Raw genomic sequence first — 18,991 nt, 5'->3', positions numbered from 1 at the left:
GAAAAGGCAAGGGCGCGCCGCGGGACCGGCCCCCGGCGCGCCCTCGATCTAGCGGCGCGGCCTGGGCTGATCAACCCTGGCCGCCTGGCGTCGAGGCTACTTCGCCCGCCCGCTTTGCACCCGCGGCTTGCGGCCGAGGCCGATTTTCTTGGCGAGTTCCTGCCGCTTGGCGGCGTAGTTCGGCGCCACCATGGGATAGTCGGGCTTCAGGCCCCACTTGGCCCGGTACTCCTCAGGGGTCATGTTGTAGGACGTCATAAGATGCCGCTTCAGCATCTTGAGCTTCTTTCCGTCCTCAAGACAGACGATGTAGTCGTCCGTGACCGATTTCTTGATCGGAACGGCAGGCGTCAGCTCGATCAGCGCCACTTCTTCTCCGGCGGCGAGCTCGCTGAGCTTGTTGAATACGGATTGGATTAGCTCGGCGACGTCACTCTGCACGATCGGATTGTTCGCGACATGAGCGGACACGATTTCTGTTGTCAGGGCGAGAATCTCTCCCCGACCGATGTTTTGCTCTTCAGTCATCAAGCCTCATCCTTTATCTGCAGCCGGCGCAGACCGTCCGGTCAGCTCGGTTGCATTCTTGTAGCGCCCATACGGCTGCGAGATGTCAGACGCGGTTGCCATAGTAGTTCCGTTTTTCGTCAACGCAAGATAGCAGGCGAAAGATAGAACTGAAAATTTTCGCATACGCGGGTATCGGCGCAAGTTTGCTCGTCGCGCGAAAGTATGAGTCCCCGCGGTTTCGTTGCCGCACGGGTCGTCTAGGAACCCGAATCAAGGCTGTTTCTATCGGCTGTACCACTTGCGCCGTGGCGGCCGTCGAGGTGGGTAGAGATCCCCCCGAAAACACCAATGGTTGAGCGGGCAGGCGGATGCACCCATGCACAATCCGCACGCACGGAGCGCCCCGGCTTCGACCCGTGGCGTCACTCGCGGTTCCCGGCAAGGCCGCGCTGCTCGATGAGCGCGTCGACGCCCGGCAGCCGGCCGCGGAAGGCCTTGTAGAGTTGGGCCGCGTCGCGCGATCCGCCCTTGCTCAGGATGTTCTCGGCGAGGCTCGCCGCGACGGTCGGATCGAAGAGGTCGCCCGTCTCGCGGAAGGCGGCGAAGGCGTCGGCGTCCATCACCTCGGACCACATGTAGGAGTAGTAGCCGGCCGAATAGCCGTCGCCGGCGAAGATATGGTCGAAATGCGGGGTGGCGTGGCGCATCACGATCGCCTCCGGCATCCCGAGCCGGTCGAGCGTCGCCGCCTGCGCCGCCATCGGGTCGGCGGGCGCGGGTCCGGAATGCAGGTCGAGGTCGACGACGGCCGAGGCGACGTATTCCACGGTGGCGAAGCCCTGGTCGAAGTTGCGCGCCGCGATCAGGCGCGAGAGCAGTTCGGGCGGCATCGGCTCGCCGGTCTCGGCGTGGCGGGCATGGGCGGCCAGAACCTCGGGCGCCTCGAGCCAGTGCTCGTAGAGCTGGCTCGGCAGCTCCACGAAGTCGCGGGCGACCGAGGTTCCGGAGACGAAGGGATAGGTCACGTCCGACATGAGCACATGGAGCGCGTGGCCCATCTCGTGGAAGAGCGTGCGCGCGTCGTCGAAGGTCAGGAGCGTCGGCTGGCCGGCCGGGGCCTTGGCGAAGTTGCAGACGTTGATGGCGATCGGGGTCTCGTCGCCGTCGAGCCGCGACTGGCTGCGGAAGGACGAGCACCAGGCGCCGGACTTCTTCGACGGCCGGGCGAAGTAGTCGCCGATGAAGACGCCGACATGTCGGCCGTCGCGGGTCACCTCCCAGGCGCGGGCGTCCGGGTGGTGGAGGGCCGCGTCGATCGGGCGGAAAGCGAGGCCGAACAGCCTGCCGGCGACGTCGAAGGCGGCTGCGATCATCGCGTCGAGCTGGAGGTAGGGTTTCACCTCCGCCTCGTCGAGCGCGTGCTCCACCCGCTGGCGGATCGCGGCATAGCGCCGCCAGTCCCAGGGCGCGAGCGCGTCGTTGACGCCCTCGGCGCGCATCAGCTCGGCGAGCCGCACGGCGTCGGCCTCGGCGCGGGCGCGGGCGGGCGCCCAGACCGCCATCAGGAGATCGCGGACGCTGGCCGGGGTCTTGGCCATCTCGGGGGCGAGCTTGTAGTCGGCGAAGGTGTCGTAGCCGAGGAGCTTCGCCCGTTCGGCGCGGAGCGAGAGGATCTCGGCGGCGACGGCCCGGTTGTCGGTCTCGCCGCCGTTCGCGCCGCGGGCGACCCAGGCGCGGAAGGCCTTCTCGCGCAGGTCGCGGCGGGCGGAGAATTGCAGGAAGGGCACGATCAGGCTGCGCGACAGGGTGACGACGTGGCCCGGCAGGCCGCGGTCGGCGGCCGCCTGCGCCAGCGCGTCGACGAGGAACGGCGGCAGGCTGTCGAGGTCGCCGGAGGCGAGCGGCATCGTCCAGGACTTCTCGTCGGCGCGGACGTTCTGGGAGAACCGGGTCGAGAGCGTGGCGAGCCGCTCCAGCACGGCGGCGAGGCGTCCGCGGTCGGCGCCTTCGAGCCGGGCCCCGGCGCGGACGAACATCCGGTGGTAGAGTTCGAGCACGCGTCCCTGCTCGGGCGTGAGCTCGAGGCCGGCCCGGCCCTGCATCAGCGCGTCGACGCGGGCGAAGAGCTTCGCGTTCATCATCGTCGCCGAGCCGTGCGCCGAGAGGCGGGGCGACAGTTCGCGCTGGAGCGCCTCGATCGTGTCGTTCGTATGGGCGCTCGCGAGGTTGAAGAACACCGCGCAGACGCGGTCGAGCGTCTTCTCGGCGCGCTCCATCGCCTCGATCGTGTTGGCGAAGCTCGGCGGCTCGGGATTGTCGGCGATCGCGTCGATGTTGGCGCGGGCCTCGGTCAGGCCCTCGTCGAAGGCGGGCGCGAACTCCTCGTCGCGGAGCGCGTCGAGCGGCGGCATCCCGTAGGGCCGGTCCCATTCCCGAACGAGCTGGTTCATCGGCTCGGCCTCCCTGCATCGCGCCGCGACTACCTCGGGCGCGCGAGGGACGGCGTCAACCCCCGGAGGCGTGCGACGGGACCGCGAGGAGGTAGGCGGCGATCGCCTCGCGGTCGGAGGCGGGCAGCATCGCCATGTTCTCCTGCACGGCGACCATGCTGCCGCCGGCGCTGTCGAACTCGGGGGTGAAGCCGGTCTCGAGGTAGTAGGCGATGTCGCCGGGCGACCAGTCGAGGCCGCCCGGGGTGACGTTCGGAATCGTGCCCTTGCCTTCGGGGTTGGGTCCGCCCGCCAGCCAGCGGGACTTGTCGAGGCCGCCGGCGAGGTTGCGTGGCGTGTGGCATTCGCCGCAATGGCCCGGGCCCTCGACGAGGTAGCGGCCCCGGACGAGCCGGGGGTCGGTCTCGTCGATCGCGGTCACCGGCGCATCGGAAAGGAATGCGAGCTTCCAGAGGCCGACGCCGCGCCGGATGGTGAACGGGAAGGCGAGTTCGTGGTCGGGCGCGCGCCCGGCGACCGCCGGGAGCGTGGCGAGGTAGGCGCGCAGGTCGGCGATGTCGACCGGGTCCATGCGTGCATAGGAGGTGTAGGGGAAGGCCGGGTAGTAGTGTCGTCCGTCGGGCGAGACGCCACGCATCATCGCGTTCGCGAGGTCGGCCGTCGTCCAGGCGCCGATGCCGTCCTCGGGATCGGAGGAGATGTTCGGGGCGACGAAGGTTCCGAAGTCGCTGGCGAGACGCCGGCCGCCGCCGAGCTTCAGCCTATCCTCGCCGCGCGCGCCTTCGGCCGCGTGGCACGAGGCGCAGCCGCCGGCCCAGAACACCAGCTCGCCCCGGCCCGCGGCGCCCTCCGGGAGCGCGGACAGCGTCGCGAGATCCAGCCGCTCGGGCCGGGTCAGGAACCAGAACAGCCCGCCCCCGACGAGGGCGAGCAGGACGGCGGCGACGACGAGGCGGATCCCGAGCATGGGCGCGCCGCCGCTATTCCAGCCGGAATTTCTCGTGGCAGCTCTTGCACTCGTCCATGATCGGACCCATCAGCGCGGCGAAGGCGGCCGCGTCGGCGGGGCCGGCGCGGCCCGCCGCCTCGTTCGCCGCGGCGGCGGCCTCGCGGAGCTTGGCCAGCTCGGCGTCGAAGCCGGCGCGATCCGTCCAGATCTTCGGGCTCGCCTTGGAGCGGGCGGCGTCCTCGGCCCCCTCGGGGAAGAAGTCGCCATAGGTCATCGCCGCGGCGTGGATGGTGGCGATCGCCGACTTGCCCACCGCGGGCGCATAGGTGATCTCGCCCTTCATCACGCCGCCGGCGACGCCCGCCGCGGCGCCGACGCTGCTCATGATCGCCTGGCGCACCGCGATCGGATCCTCGGCGGCGACCGAGGGGACTGCGAGCGCTCCGAAGGCGCCGATGAGAAGGCCGAGGCGGTGCATCTGTCCCTGTCCTTTCCGTTGCGCGCGTCCCATGGTGGCGCGCGGCTTCGTACGGGCGACTATTCCCGAAGGCGCCACTGTAACGCGATAGCAATTTCGTGATCGGGCGGGGGATCGCCGATCGTCACGTCGAGGCGTTCGAGGCCATGGAAGTGGTAGCGGTCGGCGAACGTCGGCGGGCGGGCGAGGGCGAGGCCGGGGAGCCGGGCGAAGAGCGTCGGCAGGGCGACGGCGAGTTCGAGCCGGGCAAGGGGCGCGCCGACGCAGAAATGGATGCCGGCGCCGAAGGCGAGCTGCGCCGGTCCGCTCCGGTCCGGGTCGAAGCGGCCGGGGTCGGGGAAGCGCGCCGGGTCGCGGTTCGCGGCGGCGAGCAGGCAGCCGACGACGTCGCCCGGCGCGAAACGATGGCCGCAGATTTCCACGTTCTCCCGCGCGATCCGGGTGAACAGGTGGAGCGGCGGGTCGAAGCGGAGGATCTCCTCGACGCTGCGCTCGGTGGCGGCGGGGTCGGCGAAGAGACGGCCGGGATCGAGGCCGAGGGTCAGGATGGCGCGCACGCCGTTGCCGATGGCGTGGACGGTGGCCTCGTGGCCGGCGTTGAGGAGCAGGACGCAGGTGGCGATCAGCTCGTCGGGGGTGAGGCGTTCGCCGTCGGCCTCGGCGGCGATCAGGCTGGAGACGAGGTCGTCGGCGGGAGCGGCGCGGCGGGTCTCGACACGGGCGCGGAGGCAGGCGGCGAAGTCGCGGGCGGCGGCGTCGGCGGCGTCCTCGACGGCGCGGTCGCGGCGGGCCTGGTACATCGCGACCATGGCGTGCGACCAGGCGAGGAACTGGTCGGCCATGTCCTCCGGCACGCCGAGGAGGCGGGCGATGATGACGACGGGCAGCCGCTCGGCGAAGCTGGCGAGGAGGTCCGTCTCCGGGCCTTGCAGGCGGTCGATCAGGTCGTTCGCGAGCGTCGCGATCTCGGGGCGCAGCGCGGCGATGCGGCGCGAGGTGAAGGCGCGCAGGACGAGGCCGCGCAGCCGGGTGTGGGCGGGGGGTTCGCGGTCGAGGAGCGAGAGGTCGTCGATGGCGTAGAAGTGCGCGAGGTGCGCCGGGCGGGTCGGGCGCATCCCCTCCGGCGGCTCGCGGCCGAAGCGGCGGTCGCGCAGGAGCGCGCTCACCGCGTCGTAGCCGGCGGCGCAGGGGTAGCCGTACTCCTCCCAGAGAAAGAGCGGGCCCTGCGCGCGGGCGCGGTCGTAGAAGGGGTAGGGGTCCTGGACGAAGGCCGGATCGCGCGGGTTCTGGCTCAGCCGCCGCATCCGGCACGCTCCAGCGCCTGCTCGAGATCGGCGATAAGGTCGGCGGGATCCTCGATCCCGACGGAGAGGCGCAGCAGCGTCGGCGGCGCCGGCGAGTCCTCGCCCTCGACGGTGCGCCGGTGCTCGATCAGGCTCTCGACCCCGCCGAGCGAGGTGGCGGGGATGAAGACCTCGGCGAAGCGCGCCACGTCGACCGCCTGCGGCTCGGTTCCGGCGACGAGGAGCGACAGCATGCCGCCGAAGCCGCCGGTCATCTGCCGCGCGGCGACGGCGTGGCCGGGATGCGCGGGAAGGCCGGGGTAGAGCACGCGCGCGACGCCGGGATGGCCGTCGAAATGGCGGGCGATGGCGAGGGCGGAGGCGCTCGACCGGGCGTAGCGCAGGTGGAGCGTGCGCAGGCCCCGCAGCAGGAGCCAGGCCTCGAAGGCGGCCATGACGCTGCCCATCAGGCGGCGGATGGCGCAGAGATCCTCCCAGAATGGGTCGCGCGCGGCAAGGCTGAGGACGCCGGCGGTCAGGTCGGAATGGCCGCCGAGGTATTTCGTGCCGGAGTGGTAGGCGACGTCGGCGCCGAGCGCCAGCGCCCGGGTGGTGCAGGGCGGCGCGGCGGTGCAATCGACGCCGAGCCGGGCGCCGGCGGCGTGCGTGGCGGTCGCGGTCGCGGCGATGTCGGCGATGTCCCAGGTCGGATTGCTCGGCGTCTCCAGCCAGACGAGACGGGTCCGGCCGGGCCGGATCGCGGCCTCGGCGGCGCCGGGCTCGGGGCCGACGAAGGTGACGTCGATCCCGCGCCGGGCCTGCATCCGCCGCAGCCAGTTCGCGCCGCCGAGGTACATCCCGGCCGGCGCCACGACGTGCTCGCCGGTCGCGAGCGTCTCGGCGAGCGCGACCATCGCCGCCATGCCGCTCGCGAAGACGAGCGTGCCCGCGGCGCCTTCGAGCGCGGCGAGGACCGCTTCGACATGCTCCACGGTCGGCCCGCCGTCGCGGGCATAGATATAGCCCTGCCGGGCGACGTAGTCCTCGTCGCGCGCGAAGGTCGAGGCGAGTTCGATGCCGGGGACCACCGCGCCGGTGCGCGGGTCGATGCGCCGCAACGCCTGCGCCGCGATCGTGTCGGGCGCAGGAGGCGCGTTGCGTCGGGTCATGGGTGCGGCGCGGTCAGCCCGCGCTGGGCGCTGCCCGGCCGGACAGGAACCGGGCAGGCGTCGGCACGGGCCCCTCGCGGCGCCGGCGCGTCTCCTCGAGGCGGGACAGGTCGATCATGTCGCCGAACTTCCGCTCGAACTCCTTGGGCTGGAAGCGGATCAGGCCGGCGCCGTGGTGGAAGGTGATCTCGCCGAACCACGGCCGGTCGCCTCGACCGAGCAGGAAGTCGATGCGGCAGCAAAGGAACGGTTCGGAAAGGATCGAAGCCCATTCCATCAGTTGCGCGAGATTGTGCGGGGGATCGATCTCGTGTTCGAGCTGCGCTCCCGGGCCGGAGAAAGGCATCCGCTTCCAGTCCGGGTCGTAGAAGATCTCGCGGCGATTCACGAAACGATCGTACACGACCTGAATGAAACCGGGAACGCCATGAAAGCAGTAGAATTTGATCTCGCGAACGTTGCCGTCGTCGCTGTCGATGAAATCCTCGACAAGGATGCCGGGGCGGATGTCCTTGTACTGGTGCTCGCGGAATTCGTAGTACTTGTTGACCGCGAGCCGGGCGGCAACTTCCTTGCGCACCTCGGCCCAATTGAACGTGGATCGGTCGCTGCAGAGAAAGACACCGCCCTGGTCGTGGTTCGTCTTGACGACGAACCGGTCGGCGTCGATCTTGGTCGGCTCGATATCGGCCGGATCGTAGGTGATGCGCAGCGCCGGAATGATCGTCTCCGGCCCGAGCTTGGCGGCGACGTAGTCGCGGGCGCGGATCTTGTCGGCGCACTGGGTGTGCAGGGCCGAGCGGTCGTACATCTTCAGCCAGAGGAGCTTTTCGGAAAGGTCCTTCGGCTCCACGAGGTCTGGCGCGAAGCCATGCCGGTTGATGTACTGCTTGCGGAAAAGCATCGAGTCGGGAAGCACATAGCGGTCGATGGCCCGCTTGAGGTTCCTTGTCGCCGTCTGGACGAGCGAGGCGGAAGGGTTGGTGGTGGTCATGAAGCTACGATCCTGTGCCGCGAACGGCTTCTGCCCTGTCTACAACACGTGGCCCGGCCGCGACGCCATCCGCCGGCGGGTGCGGCCAGAAGTTTCCAACGCCGGCTCCGAATTGGCAACCCCCCATGCTCGCGCAACGATGAACGGGAGGGCAGGCCGGGCGGCGCCCGGCCTCACCGCACGTCCTGAAGGTGGGCCCAGGTATGCCCGAGGTTGAGCCGACGGCTCTCGTCCAGGGCAGCCCGCTGGACCCGGCGGGATTCGTCGATCCGCGACAGGTCGAGCATGTCGCCGAGCGCGCGCTCCATCTCGGGCGGGTTGTAGCGCACCAGTCCGGCGGCCGGATGGAAGGTGATCTCGCCGAACCAGGGCCGGCCGCTGGCGTCGATCAGGAAGTCGATCCGGCAGAAGAGGAACGGCTCTGACAGCCGCGCCGCGGCGGCGAGCATGCGATCGAGCGCGTCCGGGCGGGGCACGTCGTGCTCGATATCGGCCGTGCGGCCCTGAAAGGGCATGCGCTTCCAGTCGAGGTCGTAGTTGGCGTGGCGGCGATCGGTGAAACGGCCGACGATTGCCTGCATGAAACGCGGTTCGCCGTGGAAGCAGTTGATCTTGATCTCGAGAATGTCCTGACCCTTCTCGCCCTCGATGAATCTCTCGACGAGGATGCCGGGCCTGATGTCCTTGTACTGCGGCTCTCGGAACTCGTAGTACTTGTTGGTCTTGGCGCGTTTTCGGATCTGGGCGCGCGTGTCGTCCCAGTCGAAGGTCTCGCGGTCGCGGCAGATGAAGACGCCGCCCTGGTCATGGTTGGTCTTTACCACGAAACGGTCCTGGCGGATCGCGTCGGGCGTGACCTCGGCCGGATCGTAGGTGACGAGCAGCGTCGGGACGAGGAACTCGCTGCCGGCGCGGCCGGCCACGTAGTCGCGCACCAGGATCTTGTCGGCGCAGAGCGTGTGCAGGCGCGAACGGTCATGGAGCTTGAGCCAGAGCACCTTCTCGGACAGGTCACGCGGCTTCAGGAGGTCTGGATAGAAGCCGTTCCGATGCCGATACTGGAGTAGCGCCATCAGGTAGTCCGGATAGAGATAGCGCTTCAATCGATCCTTGATGGATCGCGCCAGACCTTTTTCTCGGGGGACGCTGCTCAATTGCGTTCACGAATGGCGTAGGGCGTTCCCTGCGGGGGCAAGGAACTCGGTTGCGGGCGATGATACGTCGGGGCAGCAGACATGGATGCCGTCGTAGGCGAACTTGGTTAAGGGCATCTCTCACGCGCGGAGGGCCGTTGCAAGCATCGACGCTCGGGGGCGCAAGCCCGGGTCAGCGGCCGAGGGCGTAGAACTCGGGGTTCGGGCGCATGTCCCCGGCGTTGGCGAGGCGATTCGACATGCCGAAGAACGCGGCGATCGCGGCGACGTCCCAGGCGTCATCATCGGAAAAGCCATGGGACTTCAATGCGTCATAGTCCTCGTCGCCAATCTCCCACGACCGGGTGGCGACCTTCATGGCGAAGGCGAGCATGGCTTTCTGGCGGGGGGTGAGGTCGGCCTTGCGCCAGTTCACGGCGACCTGGTCGGCGATGTGGGGGTCCTTGGCGCGGATGCGCAGGATCGCGCCGTGGGCGACGACGCAGTACTGGCACTGGTTGGCGTTCGAGGTGGCGACGACGATCATCTCGCGCTCGGCCTTGGTGAGGCCGCCGGGGCCGTCCATCAGCGCATCGTGGTAGGCGAAGAAGGCGCGGAACTCGTCCGGTCGGTGAGCGAGGGCCAGGAAGACGTTGGGAATGAAGCCGGATTTCTCCTGCACCGCGAGGATGCGGTCGCGGATATCCTCGGGAAGCCCGGCAATCTCGGGGACCGGGAAGCGGCTGATCGGGGCGGCGGGCATCGGCAGGTCTCCTGCGGTTTCGGTCTCCGGGCCGCTATCGGGCGTCCCGGAGATGCTGAGGTTCGCGCCTTGCGGGGGCATGCACAAGTCATGCACCGGGCATGCACAAGGCATATGCACAGGAAAAAGGTCGGGATTGGCGCGGCCGGCCGAGGGTCAGCCGATCTCGGCGCTGGCCTCGATCTCGATGAGGGCCTCGTCCTCGATCAGGCCGGCGACGACGACCATGGTCATGACCGGGAAGTGGCGGCCCATCACGCGGCGGTAGGCCTCGCCGACCTCGCGCTGGGCGGCGAGGTAGGCCTTCTTGTCGGTGACGTACCAGGTGAGCCGGGTGATGTCCTCGACCTTGCCGCCGGCGGCGCGGACGATGGCGACGATGTTGGCGAGCGCCTGCTCCATCTGGCCGACGAAGTCCCTGGCGACGAAGACCTGCTCGGCGTTCCAGCCGATCTGGCCGCCGATGTAGAGCCGCCCGTCCTTGAGCATGCCGTTGGCGTAGCCCTTGGGCTTTGCCCATCCCTCGGGCTGGATGGTCTCGATCATCGGGCGTCTCCTTTCATTTCGTTCTCGATGCCGGCCCGGAGCCGGTCCGGCCAGGGCCGGGGCCGTCCGTCCGTCTTGGCGAACCAGACGAGCGTGGTGATGAAGCTGACCCGCGGCTCGCCGGCGCAGGTCGCTTCGACCGAGAGCGTGACGCTCGACCCGCCGAGGCGGACGGGCGTCAGGGTGAAGTCGAGCCGCTCGCCGAGGCGGGAGGGCTTGCGAAAGCGGGTCTCGTGGGCGACGGTCGGCACGCCCATGCCCATCGACCCGTGGATCTCGGCGAAGCCGACACCCAGCCGGGTCTCGAACCAGTCCTCGATCGTGGCGTTCAGCATCTCGTAGTAGCGGGGATAGAACACGATCTCCGCCGGATCGCAGTGCTGGAAGCGCACAAGCTGGGTAAGGGTGAAGGCCATGGCTCAGACCCCGAGATAGCGGTCGGTCAGCTCGGGCGTGAGCCCGGCCGGCGTACCGGCCCAGACCGTGCGGCCGCGCTCGATCAGGAAGCAGCGGTCGGCGACGCGGGAAAGCTCCTTCAGCGTCTTGTCGATGACGAGGATGGCGAGTTCGCCCTTCAACCGGTGGATCGCCGCCCAGATCTCCTGGCGCACCACGGGGGCGAGGCCCTCGGTCGCCTCGTCGAGGATCAGGAGACGGGGGTTCGTCATCAGCGCCCGGCCGATGGCGAGCATCTGCTGCTCGCCGCCGGAGAGGGTGCTGGATTTCTGGGCGCGGCGCTCGGCGAGGCGCGGGAAGAGTTGCTCGACATGCTGTTGCGTCCAGCCGCCGGGACGGGCGGCGGCGGTGAGGTTCTCCTCGACGGTCAGCGGCGCGAAGCAGCGGCGGCCCTCGGGGACGAGGCCGATCCCGAGGCGGGCGACGCGGTGGATCGCCATGCCGCGGGTCGGCTGTCCGGCGAAGGTGATCGCGCCGTCGCGGGGACGCAGCAGGTTCGAGATGGTGCGGACGGTGGTGGTCTTGCCCATGCCGTTGCGGCCCATCAGCGCCACGACCTCGCCCTCGGCGATGTCGAGGTCGATGCCGAAGAGCGCCTGGGAGGCGCCGTAGAAGGCGGTCACGCCCTTGAGGTCGAGGAGCGTCGTCATGCGGCTTCGTCTCCCAGATAGGCGGTGCGGACCTCCGGGTTCGCGCGGATGTCAGCGACGGTTCCGGTGGCGATCACCTGGCCGTAGACGAGGACCGAGATGCGGTCGGCGAGCGCGAAGACCGCCTCCATGTCGTGCTCGACGAGGAGGATGGGCGCGGTGTGGCGAAGCTCGGAGAGAAAGGCGGTCATCCGCTTCGAGCCGTCGGGCGAGAGGCCGGCCATCGGTTCGTCCATCAGGAAGACCTTGGGCTTCAGGGCGAGCGCCATGGCGAATTCGAGCTGGCGGCGCTCGCCGTGGCTGAGGTCGGCGGCGTGGATGGCCGCGCGCTCGCCGAGGCCGGCGTCGTGGAGGAAGGCCATGGCGGCGGCGATCAGGTCGAGGTCGCGCGAGACCGGGCGGAAGAAGCGGAACACCCGGCCCTCGCGCGCCTCGACGGCGAGCATGACGTTCCTCACCGCCGACAGCTCGGGGGCGATCTGGGAGACCTGGAAGGTGCGGGCGAGGCCGATGCGGGCGCGGTCGGCGGCGTCGAGCCGGTCGATCGGCTGGCCCTCGAAGTCGATCGAGCCGGCATCCGGGCGGATCTCGCCGACGATCTGCTTGATCAGCGTCGACTTGCCGGCGCCGTTCGGGCCGATGAGCGCGTGGATCTCGCCGGGGTAGAGGTCGAGGGTGACGCCGTTCGTCGCCTTGAGCGCGCCGAAGGACTTCTCGAGGCCGTTGATCCTGAGGATCGGCTTAGGCATTGGCGTTCCTCCCGGTGACGAGGCCGATCACGCCGCCGCGGGCGAAGAGGACGACGAGGAGCAGGATGACCCCGAGGGGGAACTGCCAGTAGTCGGTGAGGCCGCCGAGCCACTGCTCCAGCAGCACGTAGATGCAGGCGCCGATGAGCGGGCCGCAGGGACGCCCGACGCCGCCGAGAATGACGAAGACGATCAGCTCGCCCGAGAGGTGCCAGGACAGCATCGTCGGCGAGACGAAGCGGTTGAGATCGGCATAGAGCGCGCCGGCCAGCGCCACCGCCATGGCGGAGAGGACGAAGGCGGTCAGCCGCACGTTGAAGGGCCGCACGCCCATCGAGGTGAGCCGCAGCGGGTTCTGGCGCGCCATCGCGAGCGCGAGGCCGAAGCGGGAGCGGGTGGCGACGAGGACGAGCCCGAGGACGAGGAGGAGGAGCGCGAAGGCGATCAGGAAGAAGGTCAGCGGGCTCATGGTGTCGAGCGTGCCGAGCGAGTTGCGCACGTAGATCGAGAGCCCGTCCTCGCCGCCATAGGCCGGCCAGGAGATGGCGAAGTAGTAGATCATCTGCGCGAAGGCCAGCGTGATCATGATGAAGTGGACGCCGCCGGTGCGCAGCGAGAGGGCGCCGATGGGCAGGGCGATCAGGCCGGCGGCAATGACGGCGGTGAGCCAGATGATCGGCATGGAGGTGGTGCCGGGAAGCTCGACCGGCCAGGTCATCAGCGGCTCGTAGTTCTGGGCGGCGGAGGCGAGGATGCCGGCCGCGTAGCCGCCGATGCCGAAGAAGGCGGCGTGGCCGAAGGAGACGAGGCCGCCGTAGCCGAGCGCGAGGTTGAGGCCGACGCCGGCCATGCCGAGGATGGCGGCCCGGGTGGCGAGTTGCACCACGAAGGGCTCGCCGGAGGCCCAGGCGCCGAGGGCGACCGCGAGGAGGCCCGCGAGGATCGCGACGTTGAGGATGGTTTCGCGGGACATTCAGTGCGCTCCCATCAGGCCGGTCGGGCGCCACACGAGGATGACGGCCATCAGGATGTAGATCGACATCGAGGCGAGCGCCGAGCCGACCGACATGGCGGAGGCCTGGTCCATGAAGCCGCCGAGGACGATCGGCAGCAGGAAGCGGCCGAGGGTGTCGGTGACGCCGACGAGGATGGCGCCGACGAGCGCGCCCCTGATCGAGCCGATGCCGCCGATCACCACGACGACGAAGGCCATGATGAGCACGGGCTCGCCCATGCCGACCTGCACCGACTGGATCGGGCCGATCAGCGCGCCGGCGAGGCCGGCCAGCGCGGCGCCGAGGGCGAAGACGACGGTGTAGAGCCTGGCGATGTCGATGCCGAGGGCGGCGATCATCTCGCGGTCGGCCTCGCCGGCGCGGATCTGCACGCCGAGGCGGGTTCGGTTGATGAGGAGCCAGAGGCCGACCGCCACGGCGATGCCGACGACGATGATGGCGAGGCGGTAGAGCGGGTAGGAGAGCGGGCCGACATGGACGGCGCCGGCGAGGGCGCGGGGCACGTCGAGGTAGAGCGGGAACGAGCCGAAGATCCAGCGCACGCCTTCGGAGAAGATCAGGATGAGGGCGAAGGTGGCGAGCACCTGGTCGAGATGGTCGCGGCGGTAGAGACGGCGCAGGACGACGATCTCGACGATCGCGCCGGCGAGGGCGGCGGCGGCGAGGGCGGCGACGATGGCGAGGAGGAAGTTGCCGGTCGCGGCGGCCGCGGCGGCGGCGGCGAAGGCGCCGACCATGTAGAGCGAGCCGTGGGCGAGGTTGATCAGCCCCATGACGCCGAAGACCAGCGTGAGGCCGGCGGCCATCAGGAACAGCATCGTGCCGAACTGGAGGCCGTTCAGGACCTGCTCGAGGAAGAGCGTCATGCGGCGGTCCTCGCGGACGGGCGCGCGGAGCCGTCGGGTCTTGTTGCGCTGGGGAACATGGCTGGTCGCACACCCTCTCTGGCCCGGTCGTGTGGCCGGGCGCGGCGGTATCTGTCGGGCGGGGGCGGCCGGAGCCGCCCCTGCCGGCGCGTCATTGCATCGGGCACTCGGCCGCGTAGGCGTCGACGTGGTTCTCGAAGGCGGTGCCGACGATGCGGTTGGTGATCACCCCGTCGTCGCGCTTCACCACCTCGCGGGCGTAGAAATTCTGGATCGGGTGCTGGTTGTTGCCGAACTTGAAGCTGCCCCGCACCGAGGGGAAGTCCGCCGCCTTGAGCGCCGCGTGGTAGGCGTCGTGGTCGGCGATGTCGGCGGCCGCCTGGGCCGAGAGGATGAGCTGCGCGGTGTCGTAGCCCTGGGAGGCGTAGACCGAGGGCAGGCGGCCGTACTCGGCCTCGAAGGCGGCGACGAAGCCCTTGTTGGCCTCGTTGTCGAGGTCGGGCGACCATTGCGCGGTGTTGATCGCGCCGAGGGCGGCGTCGCCGACCGCGCCGAGCACGTCCTGGTCGAAGGAGAAGCCCGGGCCCATCATCGGCAGGCCGGCGTCGGCGTTGGCGAACTGCTTGATGAAGGAGATGCCCATGCCGCCGGGCAGGAAGAAGAACACGCTGTCGGCGCCGGAGGCCTTGATCTGGGCGATCTCGGCGGCGAAGTCGGTCTGGCCGAGCTTGGTGTAGAGCTCGCCGGCCAGTTCGCCCTTGTAGAACCGCTTGAAGCCGTTGAGGCTGTCCTTGCCGGCCGGGTAGTTCGGTGCGAGGATGAAGATGTTCTTGTAACCCAGCGTGTTTGCGTACTCTCCGGCGGCCTCGTGCTGGTTGTCGTTCTGGTAGGCGACGTTGAAATAGTTCGGGTCGCAGCCCTTGCCGGCGAGCTGGGACGGGCCGGCGTTGGGCGAGAGGTAGAACTTGCCCTGCTTGACCGCGGCCGGGACGACGGCGAGCGCGATGTTGGAGAAGATGATCCCCGTGAGAATGTCGACGTTGTCGGACTGGATCATCTTGTCGGCGAGCTGGACGCCGACCTCGGGCTTCTGCTGGTCGTCCTCGGTGATGAGCGTCACCTCGGCGCCGGCGTCGCCCGCCTGCTTCAGCGCCAGCATGAAGCCGTCGCGCACGTCGATGCCGAGGCCGGCGCCGCCGCCCGAGAGCGTGGTGATCATGCCGACCTTGACCGGCGCGGCGATGGCGGTCGAGGCGAGCAGCGCCGCGGAAAGCGCCGCTGCGAATGTGGTCCTGGCTGTCATTGGTTCCTCCTCCTTGTTGATGGCCGGGCCGATTGCATGGCCGGCCCGGCTCGTGGTTCTCAGGATGCGACGTATTGGGGCGTGGACGCCAGATAGGCGCCGTAGGCGTCGGCGTTGGGATAGGAGAACATCTCGGCGAGCGGGTTCGACCGGCGCCTGACGCGCGCCCCCATGTCGTCGAGCAGCTCGTCGAAGTGCTGGAAGTGGAACGGCGCCGAGCAGAGGCCGCCGTAGACCTGCGCCGCCGGGCGCCGCCGGCGCCGCCAGTCCAGGTTCTCCTCGATCTCCGCGCGCATCTCGCCGTCGGTCGGCTGGTGGGCAAGCTGGCCGTCGGCATAGCGGACCAGCCAGTTCGCGATCACTTCGGCCGAGAGCACGGTGCAGTAGCTGTTGTTGAAGCCGACGAAGCCCATGTCGGGCAGGTCCGGGTGCACCGCGAGCCGATAGATCTGGTACTGCCCGTCCGGCGCGACCAGCTTGGCGCGATACTCCTCGGGAAGCACCGGCACGCCGAGCCGCCAGCCGACGGCGAGCGCGGCGATGTCGCAGGGAATCCGGTCCCCGGTCGTGAGCACGACCGCGCCGTCCTCGTAGCGCTCGAACGTGCCCCGGATCGGCCGCACCGTTCCGTTCTCGAAGCACTCGTACATGCCGGGCGTGACGATCGGCACCGAGCACGACATCTCGTCCTCGATCCTGGCCTCGGGCACCATGTTCCACTTCTTCATCGGAACCTGAGCCTTGAGGAGGGTCTCGACCAGGCGGAAGTTGGCCCAGACCAGCGGCCTGGCCGCCGTCGCCGCCATCGCGCGAAGCGGGCTTCGCTTCCCCCATCCGCCGAACTGCATCTCCTGCGCGCGCATGTAGAGCAGCCGCTTGAAGTTGATCCCGGCGATGAAATAGGGGATGCGCCAGACGTTCTCGCGATAGACGAGCGTGACCTGCTTGGCCCCGTTCTTCGCCGCGTTGACGGCGAGGTCGGTGGCGGACTTCGAGCCGCCGAGCACGACGACGTGCTTGCCGCGCGCGAGTTCGGGGTCGGTGTACTCCGAGGAGTGCATCACCTGTCCGCCCGCCGCCACGAAGGCCTCCTGCCCCGGGTGGGAGATGATGTTCTTCTCGGAGAACTGGCCGGTGCAGATCGCGACGAAGTCGAAGTCCTCCTGCCGCTCGCGCCCGGCGGAGCGCAGCGTCAGCGTCCAGCCCGGCTTGCCGTCGGCGCGGCGCGCCATCGACACGACGTCGGTGTCGAGCTGGAACAGCCGCGCCAGCCGGTGCTTGGCGGCGTAGGAATGCAGATAGGCGTGGACCTGCGGACCTTTCGGCCACTCGGGATAGCTCTCCGGCATCGGGTGGTCGGTGTAGCGGTAGAGATCCTTCGGCGACTGGGTCTGGACGCCCGGATAGGAGCGCGACAGCTCCCAGACGCCGCCGAAGTCGTGCGTGCGCTCGAAGCCGGTGACCCGGTGCCCGCGCTCGTCGAAGGCCTTCGCCGCCGCGAGGCCGCTGATCCCGCCGCCGATGACGGCGACCGTCTTGCGTTTCACCATGGCCGGCCTCACGCGGTCTCGGGCGGCGGCAGGAAATCGACCTCGTGCAGCGCCGAGATGCGCACCAGCTCGGCCGGGTCGGTCACGCCGTCGAGCGCGGCGAACAGATCGAACAGCTTGCGGGAGGGCGCGACGCCGAAGACGCAGGTGGCGGTGGCGCCGGAGCGGTTGAAGATGCCGTGGGCGATGCCCTTCGGCATCCGCACGGTGTCGCCGGCGCCCGCCTGGTGGCGGTCCGGGCCGAACTCGATCTCGAGCGCGCCGTCGAGCACGGTGATCCACTCGTCCTGGGTCGGGTGGATGTGCGGCGGCACGAAGGTGCCGGCGGGGATCACCGCGTGCCAGACGAAGACGTTGTCGGTGTGGAGCTTGGGCGTGTAGGTGTGCCCCACCACGTTCCACGATGCGCCGCCGAGCGCGTCGGCCGCGCGCGTCACGCCCTGTTCATTCGACATTCCGGTTCTTCCTTGATTTGGGTCAGACATTCTCAGTCTTGGTGCGCAGCGCGAAGCGCTGGATCTTTCCGGTCGCCGTCTTGGGCAGTTCCTCGACGAATATCACCGAGCGGGGATACTTGTAGGGGGCGATCATCGCCTTCACGTGGTCCTGCAGGCGCTTGGCGGTCGCGGCGTTGGTCTCCACGCCCTGGACGAGCACGACATGGGCCTGGACGATCTGGCCGCGGTCCTCGTCGGCGACGCCGATCACCGCGCATTCGGAGACGTCCGGGTGCTTGAGCAGCGCCGCCTCCACCTCCGGCCCGGCGATGTTGTAGCCGGCGGAGATGATCATGTCGTCGTTGCGGGCGGCGAAGTGGAAGTAGCCGTTCTCGTCCTGGGTGAAGGCGTCCCCGGTCAGGTTCCAGCCGTTGCGGACGAAGGTGCGCTGGCGCTTGTCCGCGAGATAGCGGCAGCCGGTCGGGCCCTGCACGGCGAGGCGGCCGACCGTGCCGCGCGGAACCTCGTTCATCTGCTCGTCGACGACGATGGCGCGGTATCCGGTCACCGGGCGGCCGGTGCAGGCGGGAAAGCTGTCGCCGAAGCGGTTGGAGATGAAGATGTGCAGCATCTCGGTGCCGCCGATGCCGTCGAGCATGGGCTTGCCGGTCTTGGCCAGCCATTCGTCGTAGACGGGCGCGGGCAGGGTCTCGCCGGCGGATACGGCGCAGCGCAGCGACGAGAGGTCGGCCCCCTCGTCCATCGCCTTGAGCATGACGCGGTAGGCGGTGGGGGCGGTGAAGCAGATCGTCGCCTTGTAGGTCTCGATGATCTCGATCATGTTCGGCGGCGAGGCGGTCTCCAGCAGGGTCGCGGCGGCGCCGAAGCGCAGCGGGAAGATGGCGAGCCCGCCGAGGCCGAAGGTGAAGGCGAGCGGCGGCGAGCCGACGAAGATGTCCTGCGGGGTGACGCCGAGCACTTCCCTGGCGTAGCCGTCGGCGATGATCAGCAGGTCGCGGTGGAAGTGCATCGTCGCCTTCGGGTCGCCGGTGGTCCCGGAGGTGAAGCCGAGGAGCGCTACGTCGTCGCGGCCGGTGCGGACCGCCTCGAACCGGACCGACTTGCGCAGCGCGGCGCGGTCGAGCTCCGCGTCGTGGTTCGCGGTGCCGTCGAAGCCGATCACCGTCTCGAGGAAGCGGCTGTCCTTGGCGCAGGTGACGATCTCGTCCATCAGCCGGGTGTCGCAGAGGGCGAAGGCGATCTCGGCCTTGTCGACGATCCTGGCGAGTTCGCCCGCGCGCAGCATCGGCATGGTGTTGACGACGACGGCGCCCGCCTTGGTCGCCGCGAGCCAGCAGGCGACCATGGCCGGGTTGTTGGCCGAGCGGATCAGGATGCGGTTGCCGGGGCGCACGCCGTAGTCCTCGACCAGCGCATGGGCGATGCGGTTCGTCCAGTCGGCCAGCTCCTTGTAGGTGCGCTGGCGGCCGTTGCCGATCAGGGCGACGTTGTCGCCGAAGCCCTTCTCCACCATGCGGTCGGTCAGCTCGACGGCGGCGTTGAGGTATTCGGGATAGTCGAAGCCGGTCAGGTCGATGACCGGCCACGCTTCGGCCGGCGGCAGGTTGTCGCGGCTGAAGGTGTCGGTGTGTCCGGTGGGTCCGAGCTGCATTTTTCCTCCCTTGGCCC

19 protein-coding genes are annotated in these 18,991 nt (G+C 69.4%); all 19 read right to left on the bottom strand.

What is annotated here, in order from left to right:
• Nucleotides 1-96: 96 nt before the first annotated feature.
• Entirely contained in the window at nucleotides 97-528 is a 432-nt protein-coding gene (locus KBA23_RS03485) for a MucR family transcriptional regulator (protein ID WP_290736942.1), read from the bottom strand.
• Between the two features lie 404 nt (nucleotides 529-932).
• Nucleotides 933-2,960, bottom strand: coding sequence for a M3 family metallopeptidase (locus KBA23_RS03480; RefSeq protein WP_290736940.1), 2,028 nt, complete (start codon nucleotides 2,958-2,960; stop codon nucleotides 933-935).
• Nucleotides 2,961-3,015: 55 nt separating this feature from the next.
• Entirely contained in the window at nucleotides 3,016-3,927 is a 912-nt protein-coding gene (locus KBA23_RS03475) for a cytochrome c (RefSeq protein ID WP_290736937.1), read from the bottom strand.
• A gap of 13 nt (nucleotides 3,928-3,940) precedes the next feature.
• Nucleotides 3,941-4,387 (bottom strand): cytochrome c, encoded by a 447-nt coding sequence (locus KBA23_RS03470; protein ID WP_290736935.1) that lies wholly within the window; start codon nucleotides 4,385-4,387, stop codon nucleotides 3,941-3,943.
• Nucleotides 4,388-4,446: 59 nt separating this feature from the next.
• Complete coding sequence (locus KBA23_RS03465; RefSeq protein WP_290736933.1) at nucleotides 4,447-5,691, bottom strand: cytochrome P450; 1,245 nt, start codon at nucleotides 5,689-5,691, stop codon at nucleotides 4,447-4,449.
• Nucleotides 5,679-6,839, bottom strand: coding sequence for a PLP-dependent aspartate aminotransferase family protein (locus KBA23_RS03460; protein ID WP_290736931.1), 1,161 nt, complete (start codon nucleotides 6,837-6,839; stop codon nucleotides 5,679-5,681). The genes KBA23_RS03465 and KBA23_RS03460 overlap by 13 nt, the downstream gene beginning before the upstream one ends.
• 13 nt (nucleotides 6,840-6,852) lie before the next feature.
• Nucleotides 6,853-7,833 carry an ATP-grasp fold amidoligase family protein gene (locus tag KBA23_RS03455; RefSeq protein ID WP_290736929.1) on the bottom strand — a complete coding sequence of 327 codons (981 nt, stop codon included), beginning with the start codon at nucleotides 7,831-7,833 and terminating at the stop codon, nucleotides 6,853-6,855.
• Between the two features lie 173 nt (nucleotides 7,834-8,006).
• Nucleotides 8,007-8,936: an ATP-grasp fold amidoligase family protein gene (locus KBA23_RS03450; RefSeq protein ID WP_290736927.1), complete on the bottom strand. Its 930-nt coding sequence runs from the start codon at nucleotides 8,934-8,936 to the stop codon at nucleotides 8,007-8,009.
• A 223-nt stretch (nucleotides 8,937-9,159) separates the two neighbouring features.
• On the bottom strand, nucleotides 9,160-9,729 hold the full coding sequence (locus KBA23_RS03445; RefSeq protein ID WP_290736926.1) for a peroxidase-related enzyme: 570 nt from the start codon (nucleotides 9,727-9,729) through the stop codon (nucleotides 9,160-9,162).
• Nucleotides 9,730-9,885: 156 nt separating this feature from the next.
• Nucleotides 9,886-10,275 (bottom strand): RidA family protein, encoded by a 390-nt coding sequence (locus tag KBA23_RS03440; protein WP_290736924.1) that lies wholly within the window; start codon nucleotides 10,273-10,275, stop codon nucleotides 9,886-9,888.
• Nucleotides 10,272-10,691: a thioesterase family protein gene (locus KBA23_RS03435; protein WP_290736922.1), complete on the bottom strand. Its 420-nt coding sequence runs from the start codon at nucleotides 10,689-10,691 to the stop codon at nucleotides 10,272-10,274. Before KBA23_RS03435 ends, KBA23_RS03440 begins: the two co-directional genes overlap by 4 nt.
• A gap of 3 nt (nucleotides 10,692-10,694) precedes the next feature.
• A complete protein-coding gene (locus KBA23_RS03430; RefSeq protein ID WP_290736920.1) occupies nucleotides 10,695-11,381 on the bottom strand; it encodes an ABC transporter ATP-binding protein in 687 nt (228 codons plus the stop codon).
• The gene (locus KBA23_RS03425; RefSeq protein WP_290736918.1) at nucleotides 11,378-12,130 is read right to left on the bottom strand and encodes an ABC transporter ATP-binding protein; all 753 of its coding nucleotides are present in this window, start codon (nucleotides 12,128-12,130) and stop codon (nucleotides 11,378-11,380) included. The genes KBA23_RS03430 and KBA23_RS03425 overlap by 4 nt, the downstream gene beginning before the upstream one ends.
• Complete coding sequence (locus tag KBA23_RS03420; protein WP_290736916.1) at nucleotides 12,123-13,103, bottom strand: branched-chain amino acid ABC transporter permease; 981 nt, start codon at nucleotides 13,101-13,103, stop codon at nucleotides 12,123-12,125. Before KBA23_RS03420 ends, KBA23_RS03425 begins: the two co-directional genes overlap by 8 nt.
• Nucleotides 13,104-14,012 (bottom strand): branched-chain amino acid ABC transporter permease, encoded by a 909-nt coding sequence (locus KBA23_RS03415; protein ID WP_290736914.1) that lies wholly within the window; start codon nucleotides 14,010-14,012, stop codon nucleotides 13,104-13,106. It abuts the gene before it with no gap.
• A 151-nt stretch (nucleotides 14,013-14,163) separates the two neighbouring features.
• Nucleotides 14,164-15,315 (bottom strand): ABC transporter substrate-binding protein, encoded by a 1,152-nt coding sequence (locus tag KBA23_RS03410; RefSeq protein ID WP_290736912.1) that lies wholly within the window; start codon nucleotides 15,313-15,315, stop codon nucleotides 14,164-14,166.
• A 59-nt stretch (nucleotides 15,316-15,374) separates the two neighbouring features.
• On the bottom strand, nucleotides 15,375-16,865 hold the full coding sequence (locus KBA23_RS03405; RefSeq protein ID WP_290736910.1) for an NAD(P)/FAD-dependent oxidoreductase: 1,491 nt from the start codon (nucleotides 16,863-16,865) through the stop codon (nucleotides 15,375-15,377).
• Between the two features lie 8 nt (nucleotides 16,866-16,873).
• Entirely contained in the window at nucleotides 16,874-17,320 is a 447-nt protein-coding gene (locus KBA23_RS03400) for a cupin domain-containing protein (RefSeq protein WP_290736908.1), read from the bottom strand.
• A gap of 22 nt (nucleotides 17,321-17,342) precedes the next feature.
• Nucleotides 17,343-18,974 carry an AMP-binding protein gene (locus KBA23_RS03395; protein WP_290736906.1) on the bottom strand — a complete coding sequence of 544 codons (1,632 nt, stop codon included), beginning with the start codon at nucleotides 18,972-18,974 and terminating at the stop codon, nucleotides 17,343-17,345.
• Nucleotides 18,975-18,991: the final 17 nt, after the last annotated feature.

This window comes from Amaricoccus sp. (assembly GCF_017995835.1).
GTDB lineage: Bacteria > Pseudomonadota > Alphaproteobacteria > Rhodobacterales > Rhodobacteraceae > Amaricoccus.
Note: the sequence above shows the minus strand (reverse complement) of the source record. Positions and strands in the feature narration are given on the sequence as shown.